Source organism: Selenomonas sp., from assembly GCF_052169755.1.
In the GTDB taxonomy this organism is placed as follows: domain Bacteria; phylum Bacillota; class Negativicutes; order Selenomonadales; family Selenomonadaceae; genus Selenomonas.
Genome location: NZ_JBQNBV010000033.1, coordinates 1 through 16,872 on the forward strand (window position 1 = coordinate 1; position 16,872 = coordinate 16,872).

Below are 16,872 nucleotides of genomic sequence, written 5' to 3' on the forward strand. Positions count from 1 at the left end.
CACGACGAGCACGCCGACGGCGGAGCCTACGAGCGTGATCGGAAAGAGCAGACGGATGAGTTTCAGATCGACCTTGCCGCTTCGGATGAAGGAGATGAAGCTTGTACACGCGCCCATGACGGCAGCCGCTTTGTTCGTGCCGAGTACTTCAAGGAGCGGCAGCCCCGTCATCATCAGTGCCGGAATCGAGATCAGCCCGCCGCCGCCGACGACGGCGTCGATGAACGCCGCCAAAAATCCCATGCCGCAGATAAAGAGCAGCATCTCAATGCCCATGATGTCTTGTCCCCCATTGGTTTAGCTTCTAAAGCACAAGGCGGCTCTTCGAGCCGCCTTGTGACGCTTGTCGTTTATCCCTTGAGGCCTGAGCCTGTCAGCGGGACGACGACGCGATAGTTGTCGGGCTTTGCCGTGCCGAAGATCTGCATGGCGCCTGCAAGAGCCGCCGCGCTCGTCGTTTCTACATAGATGCCGCGATGACCGAGAAGCTCCTTGCACTTGATGATGTCCTCGTCGTCTACGATGAGGACGTCGCCGCCGCTGTTCGTGACAGCGGCAAGCATGTCGTTAAGCCGCTTGGGCGTCTCGATGCGGATGGACTCGGCGATCGTATTCCTCTTGGGGCTTGCGGGGATCTTGTTGAACGCTTCGTAAAGAGGCGCACAGTTTTTGCTCTGCACGGGCACGAGTCGCGGCAGGCGGCCGATCTCGATGAAGCCGTAGTAAAGCCCCAAAAGCATCGTGCCATTGCCGACGGGCATGAAGATATACTCGGGCACGCTCTCGCCGAGCTGCTCGTAAATCTCGTAAGCCATCGCTTTCATGCCCTCGAAGAACAGCGGATTGTAAACGTGCGAGGCGTAGTAAGCGTCGCCGAGATTCTCCTTGACCGTCTGACATGCGCCCATGCGCCCGCCTTCGGTTTTGACGATCTTTGCGCCGTAGGCTGTGATCTGGCGCAGTTTGTCGGGCGACGTCTCCTTCGGCACATAAACCGTGCAGTCTATGCCTGCCGCCGCTGCATACGCCGCGATGGAAGCGCCGGCGTTGCCTGCCGAATCGAGTGCGATCTTGCTGACGCCGACGTGGTGGATCTCGTTGATCAGCGTGTAGGCGCCGCGATCCTTGAAAGAGCCGGTCGGCAGCAGATTCTCCGTTTTCAAGAGGTATTCGATGCCGTCAATTTCAATGCTCAGGAGATCGGTGTGCATGTGTCCGATCATGATATCATGCATGGTCTCTTCATTTGCCGATTTGTTCAGATGAAACATGCCGCCGCATTCGCAGCGATAGTTCATCGAGCTGATCGGATATTTTTTCTTGCACTTGTCACAGTAAAAATACATGGAGCATCCCGCCTTTCGCGTAAACTACACGCACAAACGTCCTTACAGAAGCCTGACTCATCGGTTTGCGCCCTTCGGGCGTGACCTCTTGGGGCTTTATTGCAGTCTATCCAATGTTTCGCCTTGCAGGAAAAGTTTTCTTTACTGGTAATATTCGCTTTTTCAAGCGCATTTCCTTTTCCTTCAGAAACTTTTCACACACCTTCGTTATGATTTCTAAGGAAAAATCAAGAAAAGATAAGCGATTCCGAAGCGAAATATGGTTGGCAAAGAGGGTGAAATGATGTATGATAGCATGTGAGAAGATTCTGCACGACCTTGGTTTTTATTGTTGTGGCAGAAGGCTTAAAACGCTGTGAAACGAGAGATGCGCTCTCGTTTTTCTTCTTCTTTGGCGTCTGCCGCATCTTGTTTTTGGGAGAGGACTATGACAAATAAAATTTATGCACTGGTTGGACCGCATGCCTCGGGCAAAACCGTGTTGATTGATAAGCTCATGCAGCTGGGAATTCATTACATTCCGCTGTATACGACGCGGGTACAGGGAAAAATCGATTCGGATGCAAGGTTTTACTGTTTCGTCAGCAAGGCGGAGTTTTTCAAGCAGGAATATATCGTAAATGTCACATATAAGGGAGATTACTATGGCATCTTAAAAAAGGATGTCCTCTCGGCGCTGCAGGAGCATAAGATCAGTCTCCTAATGCTGGAATCGAATGGGATTAAGCAGCTTACGCGCTTGTTGAAAGAGAATCTTGAAACGATCTTCCTCATGGCAGATTATGTGACGCTCGTCGAACGTATGATTCGCTTGGGGCATAAGAATCATGAAATCAAGTATCATTTGGAATATGCGGAGAACAATAGCGAGTTCGACAACTGGAAAAATGCCACGCATGTCGTGAAGATAAAAAGCGTGAACGATCCCGGTACGGCATTCAGTCAAATCCTTGCCATTTTAGGTTTGATGCAGCTTCTTCCGCAGGAGAAGCTCAAAGAGATTGTGGAATAAAAGCAGCCCGCAAGGGCTGTTCTTTATTGGCAGAACTGGCGAAAAATATCTATGAGATTTTTCAAAATATTATTGACAGATTATGAATGGCGTTCTATAATGAACGTGTAGATGAAAGTCGACGACCCTTGCGAGGACGCTTGCAGGCGAAAGGGAGCGTTCCTTGCAGCCAAGATGAACAAGCGCACGGATAGTATCCAAAGGGCGGCAAGCCGACCGCAGCATGGCGGCAGGAAGCGGAACAAACATTTTGAAGGGTTGAGGGGCGCCTGTGGAACTGATGTAAGGCAAGACACAGGTGTCGATATGCAACGAGTCCGAAGAGTAGTGCATCGCGGCGTCCGCTGAAACGATGCCGAAAGCATCGGACAGGCTGACGCAAAAGAAGAGTTGTTCCGACAAATTCCAAGTCCGAGTGGAAAATGCGCCGGCTGTAAGGCGCATGATGCCGAGACCGCTTGATTGCCGAAGAAGAAAAGCCATCGCGCTCTTCTCCATGACGGCACGGCAAAGGTTTCATGGCTCCGGATGAACCGAGTATACCGGCGGGGATCGACTTTCGAGAAAAGAAGCCGTAGGCAGCGCATATATGCGCTGCCTACGGCTTCTTTGGTGCAAAGATCGTCTCAGAACCTGTACTTGCGTTTCTGCGGCTTGCTTTCTCCGTAACGCAGGCGGTCGAGATCCCAGATTGTACCCATGACCTTTTCTATGGGCGCATCGGCTTCGAGGTAGAATACGGGGGGGACGTCCTCTTCCGGAAATACAAGGAAGGAAGCGACTTCTTCGCCGTTTTGGAAGAAGATCTCGATGGCGGTGCGGTCGATGAAGATGTTCATGGTGAGTGAGTGGTAGGTGTATAGCTTGAAGGTGCGCACGCCGCGACCGCCGAGCTTCATGCCTTCGCGGTTGATCTCGATGGTGTCCGCTTCGCGGTCGTAGAGGATCTTCACTTTTTCCCTGCCGTAGCGAAGTTCGATCTTGAGATGCTGGGTGATGCCGAGGACGATGTTCAGAAGAATTTCCGAGCCGTAGGCGGCAAGCTCCGTTTTTAAGGACGGTACGGCTCTGCCGGAAAGCTCGCGTGCGCTGCTCGCTATGCGCAGAGATTTTAGCTCGGGGGCGGGCTTTGCATAGAGCTTGCCCTGCTTGAGCGATAGGATGCGCGGCATGGTCAAAGTGTGCATCCAGCCGTGCTCGCCCGTCGGATAGTCGGCGTCGTTATGCGGCATACTCATCCAGCCGAAGAGGATGGCACGCCCCTCGTGCACGCCTATATGCGGTGCGAAGAAGTCGAAGCCGCGATCGAGTTCGTGGAACTTGCCGTGCAGCATCTCGCGCCCGGAGAGCGACAGATGCCCTGTGACATAGCCCGATTGGAAGAGGTTCTGCCAATCGAACGCGCGTCCCGAGAGACCTCGCGGTGAAAAGAAGAGTACATCATGTTTGCCGAAGGAAAGAAGCGACGGGCATTCCCAGACTTTGCCGAAGAAGCCGAGCTGTGTTTTAAGCTCGCCTGCAAAGCGGAAGAGCCCCTTCTCCTCACGGTAGAGCAGAATACAGCCGCGAGCATCGTCCGTCGGCTGCGCCTGTGCGCCGAGAAGTGCATAGGCGTGGCTGCTGCGCACGAAAAAGTGCGGTCCTTGGAAGAGGTCGGTATAGCCGTCGGGCTGCTTTTTGATGAGCACCATATCCTTTTGAATGATGCCGTCCTTCGTCATGGTACCGAGGATCTGGCGGTTTGCACGCTTGCCGTTCTCTTCGCGTTTGCCTGTGTAGAGGACGCGCAGGTTTCCGCCGTTGATGAAAGCGGAGCCGGAGCCGCAGCCGTCACGGTCGTCGTCGCCCGTCGGCCATAAGACGAGCTTTGGATCCGTCCAGTAGACGAAGTCGCGCGTCTTGAATTCGACCCAGCCTTTATTTTCATCCTTGGTGGAAAAGGGATTCCATTGGCAAAACAGATGGTACTCGCCTTGAAAGAAGACGAGGCCTTTGACACTGCCCGTGAAGCCGAACGGCAGCTCAAGATGAAAGCGGTTGCGCCAACGGTGACCTGCATGGTGCAGCTCGTCCTTCAAACGAGAGTCAAGTTCCTTCTTGTCGTATTCCATCAGATCATCCTACTTTCATTGCATACGAGAGAGATTGCCAAACTTCGTGAACTGCTTGAGGAACGTAAGCTCGACGGTATCGACAGGACCGTTCCTGTGCTTGGCGATGATGACTTCCGTGATGTTTTTGTTCTCTGTATCGGGATCGTAGTAGTCCTCGCGGTAGAGAAACATGACGATGTCGGCGTCCTGCTCTAAGGAGCCGGATTCGCGGAGATCGGAGAGCATCGGACGCTTGATCTGGCGCGATTCGACGCTTCTTGAGAGCTGAGAGAGGGCGACGACGGGGACGTTCAGCTCTCGCGCGAGCGCTTTTAAGGAGCGAGATATCTCCGAGATCTCCTGTTGGCGGTTGTCGCCGCTCTTGCTCGTGCGTCCCTGCATGAGCTGCAGATAGTCGATGATGATGAGCGAAAGTCCCTGCTCTGCCTTCAGGCGGCGCGCTTTTGAACGCAGTTCCATGACAGTGATGCCCGGCGTATCATCGATGTAGAGCGGCGCGGCGGACAGGCGGTTCGCCGTGTCGATGAGGTCGCCCCACTCCTTGTCCTCAAGCTCGCCGACGCGCAGGCGCTGCGAATCAATGCGTCCTTCCGAGCAGATCAGTCGCTGCACGAGCTGCTCCTTGCTCATCTCCAAGGAGAAAAAGGCGACGGGCTCTTTCGCACGCAGCACGACGTGCGCCGCAATATTCAGGGTGAACGCCGTCTTTCCCATCGAGGGGCGCGCGGCGACGAGGATGAGGTCGGACTTTTGCAGACCCGCCGTCAAATGGTCAAGCTCGGTGAAGCCTGTTGGCAGTCCCGTGATATTGCCCTTGTTGCTGTAACGCGCTTCGATCTGCTCAAGCGTATTCAAAAGGATGTCCTGCAGCGGTACGAAGTCCTTGCTGCGCTTGCCCGAGGCGACTTCCAAGATGCGCTTTTCCGCGCTGTCCATGATGTCCTCGACGTCCTCGGCGTCCTCATAGGCAGCGCCTGCGATTTCCGTCGCCGCATGAATCAGCGAGCGAAGCTGTGCTTTCTCGCGCACGATACGCGCGTGGTACTGCACGTTTGCCGCCGTCGGCACGGAATTTGCGATCAGAGAGAGCGCGGGGATGCCGCCGATCTTTGTGAGCTTGTCCGCTTTTTTCAGCTGCTCGGTCAAGGTCACGAGATCGACCGGCTCCGTGCGCTCCTTCAGATCCATCATGGCTTCGAAGATCAAGCGGTGCGTCTCACGGTAGAAGTCGTCCGCCGTCAGCTCTTCGGCAGCGGTCGTCACGGCATCGGGCTTTAAGAGCATCGCGCCGAGGACGGCCTGCTCGGCTTCGACGCTTGCGGGCGGCATACGCTCCATATCAGACCGCCTCCTTCGACGTTTCGCCGGATGCTTCATCGGCAGAAATTTTGTCGCTGCCGACCGCTTTTTTTTCGGGCTTTTTTAACTGCCAGCGCAGCGGTTCGCCGTCTCTATCCGGAGCAAACAGCACGGCGAAGGCGTCCTCCGCCGTCTCGACGGCATGGATGTCAAGCCCCAAGTGCCCCTCGGGGATGTCCTTGTCGTTCTCCTTCGGAATCACGAGCGTCCGGATGCCCGCCTGCTTCGCGCCGTACGCCTTTTCAAAGACGCCGCCGACGGGACGCACGCGACCGGCGAGAGAGATTTCGCCCGTGACTGCGACATCCTGACGAAGCGGCTTCTCTGTCACGGCGCTGACGAGCGCCGCGAGGATCGCCGTGCCCGCGCTCGGGCCGTCGATGTTGCCGCCGCCGATGACGTTGATATGCACGTCATAGTCGTGGATGCTCTTGCCCGTCAGATGGCGCAATACGGACGCCGCGTTGAAGACGGAGTCCTTCGCCATGCTGCCCGCCGTTTCGTTGAAGCGCACCTGTCCCTTGCCCTTTTCCTCGGCGGGAAAGACGACAGCTTCGATCTCAATGACGGAGCCTAAAAAGCCTGCGACGCCGAGTCCGAAGACGTGACCGATTTCGGGCTTCTTCGACGCTTTCTTCGTCACAAACTGATAGAGACGGCTGACCTGCGCGACCTCGTAGATGTCGCTCTTGGCGATCTTGACGCTCTCGCCGTCCTTCGTGCGCGAAAGCGCGAGACTGTAGGCATCAGCGAGGATATTGATCGCCTTCCTGCCTTCCGTCGTGTATTCGCTGATGAGGCGCACGACTTCGTCGGCGACCTCAACGCGGAGCTTCTTTGCCGCATTTTGCACGATCTCCTCGATGTGCTTGGGCGTCAGCGGCTCGAAATAGATTTCCGCACAGCGCGAGCGAAGCGCAGGATTGACGTGCGAAGCGTCGCGCGTCGTCGCGCCGATCAGCACGAAGTCGGCGGGGGCGCCTTCCTCAAAGAGCTTTCGGATGTAGGGCGGCACCTTTTCGTCCGTATGGTCGTAGTAGGCGGACTCGAAATAAGCGCGCTTGTCCTCAAGCACCTTCAAGAGCTTGTTTTGCAGCATTTCGTCCATCTCGCCGATCTCGTCGATGAAGAGGATGCCGCCGTGCGCTTCTGTGACCATGCCGGGCTTCGGCTCGGGGATGCCGCCATCGGCGAGATCGCGGCGTGCGCCCTGATAGATCGGGTCATGCACCGATCCTAAGAGCGGGTTCGTCATGTCGCGCGAGTCCCAGCGAAGCGTCGTGCCGTCCGTCTCGACGAAAGGCGCGTTCTCGGCAAAGGGCGAGTGCGCTTCCTTTTTGACGGCTTCTAAGACGATGCGTGCCGCTGTCGTCTTGCCGACGCCCGGAGGCCCGTAGAGCAGGAGATGCTGCGGATAGGGCGAAGCGAGCTTCGACGCAAGTGCCTTGACGGCGCGTTCTTGACCGACGACCTCATCGAGCGTCTTGGGGCGCAGAAGCTCCATGACAGACTGCGTGAGATGGATTTTTTCGAGCGCTTCAAGCTCCTCGCGCTTCTTTGCCGCCTGCGGCGACTCGACGGCGCTTTTCTCATCCTTCAAGACCTGCATACGGATGTCCTGCACATAGTCTTGATGGTTCTCTTCGAGCTTTTCCTGAATCTTCTGCTCGATCTTGTCCTCCATGCTGCGCCGCGCCATGATGTCGGCGATGCGCTCGGACAAATCGGCGAGGACGGCGGGGATCTCCGCTTCCGGCGGCACGCGCTCAATCGTCGGGTTCTCGTAAACGATGCGCTCAAGCGCAAGAACGCGCTCGCCGCGAACAGGCGAGCGCATGAGGCGCATGGCGTCCATCTTGCCCGCCTTGATGACGAGCCTGTCCGACCCTGCCTCTTCAGCAAGGATGGCATAGAGCGCATCGATCTCACGGTCTATGCGCTCCTCGCCGCTGCCCTGCGGCGCATCTTCTCCCGGCTTGGGCGCGGAGGAAAACAGACGCTTGAAAAATTTCAGCATGATACCTCTTCCTTGCTCATTCAGCGACGACAAGAACCTTGATTGTGCTCTGAATCTCGGGATGCACCTTGATGACGGCTTCGTATTCGCCCGGGCCTGTGACCTCGCACTTCAAAGCGATCTTGCGGCGATCCAGCTCGATGCCGTTGTTTTTTGCCAGCGCATCGGCGACGTCCTTGCCCGTGACCGAGCCGAAGAGCTTGCCGCCTTCGCCGATGCGCACGGCGACCGTGACGCTGACCTTTTCGAGCTGCGATGCCAAAAGACGCGCTTCGTCGGTCGCCTGCTGCTTCTTCCTTGCGGCAGAGTTCGCCTGCTGCTTCGCGGTTTCGAGATTCGCCGCCGTCGCTTCGACGGCGAGCTTCTTCGGCAGCAGGAAGTTCCTGCCGTACCCATCCGAAACCTCGATGACAGCGCCCTTATTTCCGACCTTCTTGACGTCCTGCTGCAATATCACTTTCATCTTGATCATTCTCCTCTATATGTTTCTCACTGATGGCGACGGCGCGCTCCTCAATCGAGGCGAGCGCTTCACCTTTGACCTGCGCTCCGGCGACGTTTTGGTGTCCGCCGCCGCCGAAGCTCTCCATGATGACCTGCATATTGAGTTCGCCCGTAGAGCGTGCGCTGATGCCGACCGTCTCCGTATCAAGCTGGAAAAAGACGAGACTCATGCGCACGCCCTCGATGCGAAGGAGCGAGTCGGCGACCTGTCCCGCGATCGCCTGCACATTGGGGATGACGTCGGGGAAACGCGCTGTGATAAGCCCGCCGGGGTAAAGGCGGGCGCCCGCCTTTGCGCCGGAAAGCGCCCGCTCCGTCTCGAAATCGGCGCGAAAGAGATGGCGCACGACGACGGGATCGGCGCCGCCTCGCCGAAGGTATGCCGCCGCCTCGAAGGTGCGGATGCCCGTCTGCACGGAAAAATTCTTCGTATCGACGACGATGCCCGAATAGAGAGCCGTCGCGGCGAGACGCGAAAGCACAAGATCTTCGCTGAAATACATCAAAAGCTCCGTGACAAGCTCGCTCGTCGAGCTGGACGCCGGTTCGATGTAGACGAGCAGCGGCGACTTGATGAAACTGTCGCCCGAGCGCCGATGATGGTCGATGACAATGACCTGTGCGATGCGTTCTAAAAGTACGGGCGCGGCGACGAGATGCGGGATGTGCGTATCGACGACAAAGAGGACAGGATTCAAAGAATCAATGCTCTCCATATCCTCGGCACGAACGATCAGCCCCTCATATTCAGGGGCGTCACCCAAGAACCCGATGAGTTTATCAATGCCCTCGTTCATATCGCTCAAGACAATATGGACGGGCTTTTTTAGATCCCGCGCCATCTTTGCGACGCCGATCGCCGCGCCGAAGCAATCGAAGTCCTCGTTGTGGTGTCCCATGATAAAGACTTCGTCGGCGTTCTCCATGATTTCACGCACGGCATGGGCGACGACGCGCGCCTTGACGCGCGTATGCTTTTCCACCGCCTTCGCCTTGCCGCCGAAGAATTGATTCTTGCCGCCCATGCGCACGGCGACCTGATCGCCGCCGCGTCCGAGCGCGAGATCAAGACCTGCCTGCGCCTCCCTGCCAAGCTCTTCCATCGACTGTTCCTCAGCGACGGCAAGACCCATCGAAAGCGTCAGCGGCAGGCGGTTCGTACTCTGCAAGTTGCGCACGCGGTCGAGGATGTCGAAATGCTCCTCGATGGCGCGATCCAAAGCCTTTCGCTCAAGCACGGCGACATAGAGATCGTCGCTCACGCGCCGCATGAAGCCGCCGAGACCCTTGAGCCACTCGTCAAGACGACGATTCGCCTCAAAGAGGAGCGCCGTGCGTTCCGCCTCCGAAAGCCCCTGCATGACCTCATCGAAGTTGTCGATCTGGATGTAAGAAAGTACGGCACGGCTGTTCTTGAAGAAAATCCGCATCTCCTCGTACTCCGTCCAATCTTCCACATAAAGAGCCATAAGCCCTTGGATGTCGTCCGACGTCACGATGGGGCGGTAGCGAACCTTGTAATAGTGCGCTTCATGGGAAAATACATACTCGCCCGACGCACCCCAGATCGGCTCCAAAATGATGCCGGGCCAGTAATCTTTCAGCGCAAGACCGGCCTCCGGCTGCCCTCCTAAGTATTCTTGCGTCACATGATTCGTCCAGGCGATACGCCCCTCGGGATTGACGATGACGACCGCCTGCGGCAGACGCTCAATCGCAAAGTTTGTCACCTCATTGACATTGCGCACGACATCGCGGCAGTATGCGTCAAAAGCTCGCTGACGCGCACGGCAGCGCTCGCGTGCAAAGAGCGCGACGAGCAGCCAGACGACGAAAGCGATGGACGCAACGTAAGCGTTGTAGTAAGACAGCAGCAGGACGAGCGCCAGCAAAGCGGCGAGATGAACGCAGGCGTCCACCCATGCCGACAAATTTCGAGGCAAGAAAGCCACCTCCTATGGAATTGGAATGCGCCTCTCCGGAGACACATTACCGCCGACGACTGAAGCGGCGGCGATAGTCGAAATACATATCGAAAAGCCCCGTGAAAGCGATGAGCTGCATTAAAAATGCGCTCAAGACGGCAAAAGCGACGAGAACCCAACGCCAAAAGCGACCGACGCGCCAATGATCCGCTGCATACCACAAGAGCGAAAAACCTTGGATCAGTCCGGCAAACGTCGCGATGATGTCGCCGTTGAGCGATGCTTCATAGAGAAGCGGTATGCGGCGCGTGCCGCCCCAATAAAGCCCGACGAGGGAAAAACCGAAGAGAAAGAGGAAATAGACGGAAAAACGCCACTCAGAAAACGGCGGCAGCTTCGGCATCTTCTCCCCAACGCGCGAGAGCAGCAGCCCTGCGGCAAAAAAATTCAACAGAACCGCGAGCGCCGCCTCCACGAGGAAAATTGTCGGCGCAAGCAAGGAGACCGTCTCCATCAGCGACGACACCTGCTTCTCAAAAGCCTGCGCTTCCGACGGTGTGAGACTGCCGCCCGACTGCACGGCGGAGCCGATAGCCTGGTACGACTCGCGCACGGCATCGACAAACGGCGCCAAAGGATCGACGCCAAAGATGAGCGCCACCGCTAACAAAGAGACGGTCGTGCCGGAGAGCGACGCCGCCAAGCCCCATTTGACAAGACGTACAGCCGCCCACTTGCGGCGCAGTCCAAAGCCAAAGATCAAAGCCAGCGGAACGACGAGAAGCATCGTGTGCATAGCTCCCATCGCGCCCAGCACAGCATAGTAAAAGCCCGCCGCAGCGAGCACGCCGGGGACGGTGTAACCGTAGCCGTGGCGCACGATCAAAACGATCAGCGGCGCTGTCCAGCCCAAAAGCAGGAACACGCCCAAGATCGGCAGAAACGGTGCGGCAAGCGCAAAAAGAATCGCCATGATGAGAAACGCCCAACGCTCCTGCGCCGGCGAGATCTGTCGCATCGTCATTGTGTCATCCTCTCTGAACGCGTGCACAGATTCCAAAGCGTGCACGGTTGTTTTTGTCACGATACCCTATTATAACAGAAAAGACGAGGATTGTTAAGGAAGCGCTGATAAATTCAGCCCCCGGCCGCACGCAGCGCATCCGTGCAAATTCGGGCGACTTCATTTTAGCAGAGCCTGTGTCATGAAGTGAGAGCGGAGGATACCTCTATTTGAGATAGATTATAGATTTTTAATCGTCATTAGGTTAAAAATGTATTTGTATTCATTTTCAGTTTAGATTATAATTGAGCCTGCAATTCAATCTAATTCATATTCGCTAAGGAGGAAACAGAATGGCAAGGAAGAAGTTCCGTCTCCATGACTACAAGCTGCTCTCGCTGGGCGTGGCGCTTTGGCTGGCGGCGCCTTTGAATGCGGCGCACGCAGAAGATGCCCCCCCCCAGGAGACACAGCGCGTCCAGACGGAAGCCGTTGACGTCGAAGCACAGGCGGCGCAGGAAGAAGCGAAGTACGAGTCGCAGCAGAAGACGATCATCACCAAGGAGGACATCGAAAAGAAGCAGGCGAAAGCCGTCGAAGACATCATCTTCTCCGAGACGGGCGTCTCGCGCACGGTCGACGCTATGGGGCGCGTCGGCATCTCGATTCGCGGCGCAGAGCCGCGCCACACGCTGATCCTCGTGGACGGACAGCCCGTCTTGGGAGATCTTGCGAAATATTCGGGCGCGGCGGACGAAGTCATGCGTCTCGGCACGGAGAACGTCGAGCGCATCGAGATCATCCAGGGCGCAGCGAGCGCGAAGTACGGCTCGGACGCCATCGGCGGCGTCGTCAACATCATCACGAAGAAAGCGCAGCATGAGCCGGGCGTGCAGTTCAACGTCGAGAGTATGCGCCGCGCCGACGACGATCACAAGATCCCCTATACGAACTTCTTCCTGCGCGCCGACTCGGGCGACATGGGCAAGTTCCGCATCGGCCTTTCGGGCAGCAAGCGCGAGGTCATGCCTGTGTACGCGAGCAGGGAGCGCAAGAAAACTGGTCTGAGCGGCTCTGATCTCGACTTTGAGCCGAATGCGCTGCGTTTCTACGGTGATACGGCGACGGTCGGTCTTGTAGGCACCTACGATGCCAATAAGAACAACTCCTTTGAGTTCCGCGTTGACCACTATGCTGAAGATCTCAGCCGCGTCATCAAGCGGACGGACTCCGACCTTGAGCCGCAGCAGCATTTCAAACGCAAGACAGGACGCGACGCATACAACCTCGGCTGGCGCGGCATGAACAAGATCAGCGATTGGAATGTTGAGTTCAATTATACGACGATCAAAGAAGACGATGTATCGCTGATCAACTATGCGGGCAAGTCGGTTTATGAGGGAAAGAACGAGCTGCGCTACGTTGACAACGTCGATCACAGTCAGTTTGACCTCAAGGCATCGGCAAATACGCAGCTGGGTGACAAGCATCTCCTCAGCTACGGTTTCGGCTATACGAAGGAGTCCGGAGAGGGCAGCCGTCTCAAGAGTTCGCCGAACATCTCGACGCGCCACATCGACCCGTGGGATTATGATAAAAGTCTGCTGGTTGACAAAAAGGATCGCCTGATGCGCGGCGAAGATACGACCAATTATATTTGGTCGCATATTCACGATTATGCGTTTCCGAAAGAATATACGGGGAATCCGAAATGGCTGGAAGAACTTGAGTACTACAACTACGATGAAGAAAAAAATCTCGGCTATAATCCGAAACTTACCTATAATGACTTTACAAAGTATCGATTCCAAGACGGAAAGCTTACGGAGGATTGGTACTACGATCTCTATGTAGGCACGCGTAAGATTACGGATATTGCGCGGTCGAATCTCAAAGCGGACTATGACGAACTTGAAGCGAAACTGAAGGACGAATACAAGAGCCGACATAATGGCGCGGAGTATCCCGGAAGCAACATTGTTGGCGAATACTTCCAGAAGGGCATTAACCGTGCCGATAAAAATGCGGTAGGTACTCCCACGTTGAACGGGAAAATGTTCCTTGAAGAATATTGGGAGCGTGACCAGCGCATCACGGTGGGCAGCGGCTCGATCCAGCGCTACAATTTCTTCGTCGGCGATACATGGCAGTTGTCGAAGAATACGATCTTCTCACCGATTCTGCGTCTGGATTACAGCAGTCTCTTCGGCACGAATATCTCGGGCAACCTCGGTATCACGCACAACATCGCGGGCAATCCGCATCGCCGCTTCAAGGCGAACATCGGCACGGGCTATACGGAGCCGGGCATGGGCGAGCTTTGGTATAACTGGGAGATGTATGCCAGTACACCGCTTCCCGGACTTTTTGGCGGCGGTGACGCGAAAATGGGCTGGTGGTGGGCAGGCAATCCCAACCTCAAGCCTGAGAAATCTTTCAATATTGACATGAGCATCGAGGGGGAAACAAAGGATACGTATGCGCGTGTCGGCATTTTCCACAACCGCATCCGCGATTACATGTCTGTTTACTACACAGGAAAAATTCTTGATTTTGCACCGTATATCAAGGATCCAAATCAAAAATGGATGCGTGCGCCGGATTTGATTTACAGCTTCAAGAACATCGGACAGGCAGAGATCACGGGTCTTGAGGCAGAAGTGAGCCACAAGCTCAGCCCCTTCTGGAATGTGAAGCTCGGCTATACATGGCTCTATGCACTCAATAAGACGGATCCCTTGATGCCGGATCGGCTTCTTGACCGCCCGAAACATAAGATCGACATCGCGTTTGCCTACGAAAACAAGCAATACGGTTGGAGCGGTCAGATCTGGGGCGATTACTATATCGATATGCTCGACAGCAATACGCTTGCGAATGGTGCAAACTATTGGACGGACTATCTGAAGGGCGGATTGGCGCTCGACCAGAAGCACGCATATCAAAGTAAGACTTTTGGCATTTGGAACATCATGATCCAGAAGCAGCTTTCGCCCGACGCCATGATCTACTTCGGCGTCAACAACCTCTTCAATCACCGTGACGATGACCGCGCGACACAGGAGCGCATCTATCGCTTCGGCGCGAACTTCAAGTTCGATACGGCATGGAAGAAGAAGGTCAGAAAGGCGGCAGGCACGCCCGTAGCGCTCAACGAAACGGCAGAGGACGAAGCGCCGCGCCTGCAGGGCTTCCTGCTCAAAGACTTCGATGAGAGCCGCAAGGAAGGCGTCGAGTTCTTCGGCGACTATCAGATGCGTTGGAACGCGCACAACGGCACGAATCGCCCGCAGTCAACGTATACAGAGAATTCTTCCGTCAGCGAAGCGGCGCAGAAGAATATGCTTGATGCGGACGGTCATGCGTTCGAGCAGCGCGTGCGCGTCGGCGCAAGCGCACGTCTCGGCGAGAACACCGATCTCACCGTCGTCGGCAGCCTGTCGGGCAGAGGCGACGTCGATACGGCAGAAAGTCTGCCCGAAAAGAAGGGCTTGAGCGAAGCGCGGCTGGAGCGTGCGGCTCTGACACACAAGGCGAAGGATTGGACCTTTGCGCTCGGCCGCATCCAAGAGCCGATGGGCGTCACGGGCTATTGGTTCGGCAAGGAATACGACGGCGTGCGTGCCGTCTATACGAACACTGCGAAGGATATGCAGGTGCGCTTGGGCTTCGGTACATTCAAGCACTCGACAGGTGTAGCGGACACGGCATATACGCATGTGACAAATCAGTCGTTCTATCGGCCGCCGACAGCCGCCGAGTTCCTCGGACTTGATCGGGATGTGCCGGATCGGGCGCATGCAGCTGATGCCGGCGATCAGGCGTATGCTGCTGCGAAGGCGGCAGGCGATACGGCGCAGACGCAGAATCTATACTTCTATCAGCAGCTCAAGGATGCTCCGACGATTGCGGACAAAATGGAAGTATTGAAGCGGATGCAGTCCATCGTCAATCAGGCGTATGGCAGCGATCTTGCGAAGAAAACCATTCCGCTGCGCCCGCCGACGTTTGGTTCCTATGTCTACTATAGGATCAAAGATTCGCATGGCAATGTAAAGATCAAGAAGGCGCCGGTGAATTTCAACGGTCCCGAGGGAGAAACCACCCCAGCAGGCAAGGCGTGGGCAAGGGATATGGAAAAGAAATTTTCCATCAAGCCGACCGATCCCGACGCATTGCAGTCCGATGGTTCGTATTTCGAGAAGCATTCTGCGGAAGTGGAAAGCACCTATAAAGAGATTGCGGAATACAGGGCGCGGGAAAACTGGAGAGACTACAAATTCGATTCTGAGGGAAACCCTACGAGTCAGTACTTGGGCGAGGTTTGGGAGCTGTCTTCCGGGCGGGGGAAATCCTCAAGCGATTGGACAACGAAATCCGACGATTATACATTTGACGGCGTGGTTGGCACCTACGAAGATAAATATGAATGGGGTGAACCCAGCCCGTACAAATATAAGCTTACGAATGTCGATGTCCTAAAGTTCTTCAAAGAGGAACTTTACCAAAAGCCTTCTGCAGATGCGAACAGCAATTACGGCTTATCCAATATGAGCCAGATGGGCTATGAGTATCTTCAGCTTCTTGATAAGATCGTATCGGAGGCTGAATCCGGCAACAAGCTGCCTCGCGCTTCTTTAGGCAATGTTGTCGGCAACCTCATCAAGACGACGGGCGTCGTCCTTGAAAAGGACGATATCCCGCCGATCGACAAGGCGTTCTATCTGCAGGTCAGAAAAGAGCTTGCGCCGAATCTCGGCGTGACGGCATGGTATCTGCGCTCCGTCGGCGATAAGAGCCATACGATTCTCGCAGCGAACGGCAAGGGCAACGATGAGCATACGTTCGACCAACTCGCGAACGTCATCGGCGTCGGCGCCAAGTGGCAGGTCGGCAAGAAGACCGCCGTTTCCTTCGACTACGGGCAGAATCGCTCCGCGTTCGGCAAGTATATGAACGGTCATTCGACCTTCGATCATCCTGCGCGTACCGATATCTTCACGCCGCGCGGACACCAGGACGGCGGTGTGCCGACCTTCTGGACGGCGCGTCTTGACATCGGCGAAGCCGATATGGATAAGCCCGGCACATGGAATGCGTTTGTGGATTACAAGCATTTCGAGCACGGTTCCTTCTTCGGCGGCAATGGTACGGACTACCTGCCCGACCGCTACCTCGACGGCATCGAAAGCTTCTCCATCGGCGGCGGCTACGTCCCCGCGAAGAATTGGCTCTTAGAGCTTTTCTATACCTTCGACGCCAAGAGTACAAACCAGCGTGACACCCTGCACGGCCCCGAGACCTTCAAGCTCGGCAACTTCGCAAGGGCGCAGGTCACTTACCGCTTCTAAGAAGCCGCTTACCGATGCGAATCAGCCGCAAGCGGTGAAACGACAGCAAGCAAACGACCGCAGACATTTTCCGTCTGCGGTCGTTTTGTTCTGTATTACGATCCATAAATTAAATGCGAGGATGCTGCACGGCATCCTCGTTTTCGATATCATCACCATCGCCAAACCATACATGCAAAATCTCATTCCTGCAAACGCTCGGCGTCATATCGCTTGAGCACATCTTCATCGACGGAACCAA

The 16,872-nt window shown here is 55.9% G+C and carries 10 protein-coding genes; 2 read left to right on the forward strand and 8 right to left on the reverse strand.

Translation table 11 applies throughout. The annotated features are described in order from the left end of the window. On the reverse strand, nt 1–276 hold a 276-nt coding region (locus ACTTKG_RS03960), incomplete at its 3' end, for a TSUP family transporter (RefSeq protein ID WP_442672956.1). 74 nt (nt 277–350) lie between these two features. After that, entirely contained in the window at nt 351–1,346 is a 996-nt protein-coding gene (locus ACTTKG_RS03965; protein WP_442672957.1) for a pyridoxal-phosphate dependent enzyme, read from the reverse strand. A gap of 427 nt (nt 1,347–1,773) precedes the next feature. Here ACTTKG_RS03965 and ACTTKG_RS03970 point away from each other — a divergent pair, with 427 nt between their 5' ends. Then, nucleotides 1,774–2,358 carry a guanylate kinase gene (locus tag ACTTKG_RS03970; protein ID WP_442672958.1) on the forward strand — a complete coding sequence of 195 codons (585 nt, stop codon included), beginning with the start codon at nt 1,774–1,776 and terminating at the stop codon, nt 2,356–2,358. Between the two features lie 626 nt (nt 2,359–2,984). On the opposite strand, the gene ACTTKG_RS03975 is transcribed toward ACTTKG_RS03970, so the two are convergent. From ACTTKG_RS03975 to ACTTKG_RS04000, 6 genes are read right to left on the reverse strand one after another with little or no spacing between them, the layout of a single operon-like run. After that, nucleotides 2,985–4,469, reverse strand: coding sequence for a GH32 C-terminal domain-containing protein (locus ACTTKG_RS03975; RefSeq protein WP_442672959.1), 1,485 nt, complete (start codon nt 4,467–4,469; stop codon nt 2,985–2,987). A 15-nt stretch (nt 4,470–4,484) separates the two neighbouring features. After that, nucleotides 4,485–5,810 (reverse strand): replicative DNA helicase, encoded by a 1,326-nt coding sequence (gene dnaB, locus ACTTKG_RS03980; RefSeq protein WP_442672960.1) that lies wholly within the window; start codon nt 5,808–5,810, stop codon nt 4,485–4,487. Nucleotide 5,811: 1 nt separating this feature from the next. Further along, the gene (lonC, locus tag ACTTKG_RS03985) at nt 5,812–7,848 is read right to left on the reverse strand and encodes a Lon family ATP-dependent protease (protein WP_442672961.1); all 2,037 of its coding nucleotides are present in this window, start codon (nt 7,846–7,848) and stop codon (nt 5,812–5,814) included. Nucleotides 7,849–7,864: 16 nt separating this feature from the next. After that, on the reverse strand, nt 7,865–8,311 hold the full coding sequence (gene rplI, locus ACTTKG_RS03990; protein WP_442672962.1) for a 50S ribosomal protein L9: 447 nt from the start codon (nt 8,309–8,311) through the stop codon (nt 7,865–7,867). Continuing rightward, on the reverse strand, nt 8,268–10,295 hold the full coding sequence (locus ACTTKG_RS03995) for a DHH family phosphoesterase (RefSeq protein ID WP_442672963.1): 2,028 nt from the start codon (nt 10,293–10,295) through the stop codon (nt 8,268–8,270). Before ACTTKG_RS03995 ends, rplI begins: the two co-directional genes overlap by 44 nt. 46 nt (nt 10,296–10,341) lie before the next feature. Then, on the reverse strand, nt 10,342–11,301 hold the full coding sequence (locus ACTTKG_RS04000; RefSeq protein ID WP_442672964.1) for a YybS family protein: 960 nt from the start codon (nt 11,299–11,301) through the stop codon (nt 10,342–10,344). A gap of 332 nt (nt 11,302–11,633) precedes the next feature. On the opposite strand from ACTTKG_RS04000, the gene ACTTKG_RS04005 reads away from it, so the two are divergent. Next, nucleotides 11,634–16,631 (forward strand): TonB-dependent receptor domain-containing protein, encoded by a 4,998-nt coding sequence (locus ACTTKG_RS04005; protein ID WP_442672965.1) that lies wholly within the window; start codon nt 11,634–11,636, stop codon nt 16,629–16,631. Nucleotides 16,632–16,872: the final 241 nt, after the last annotated feature.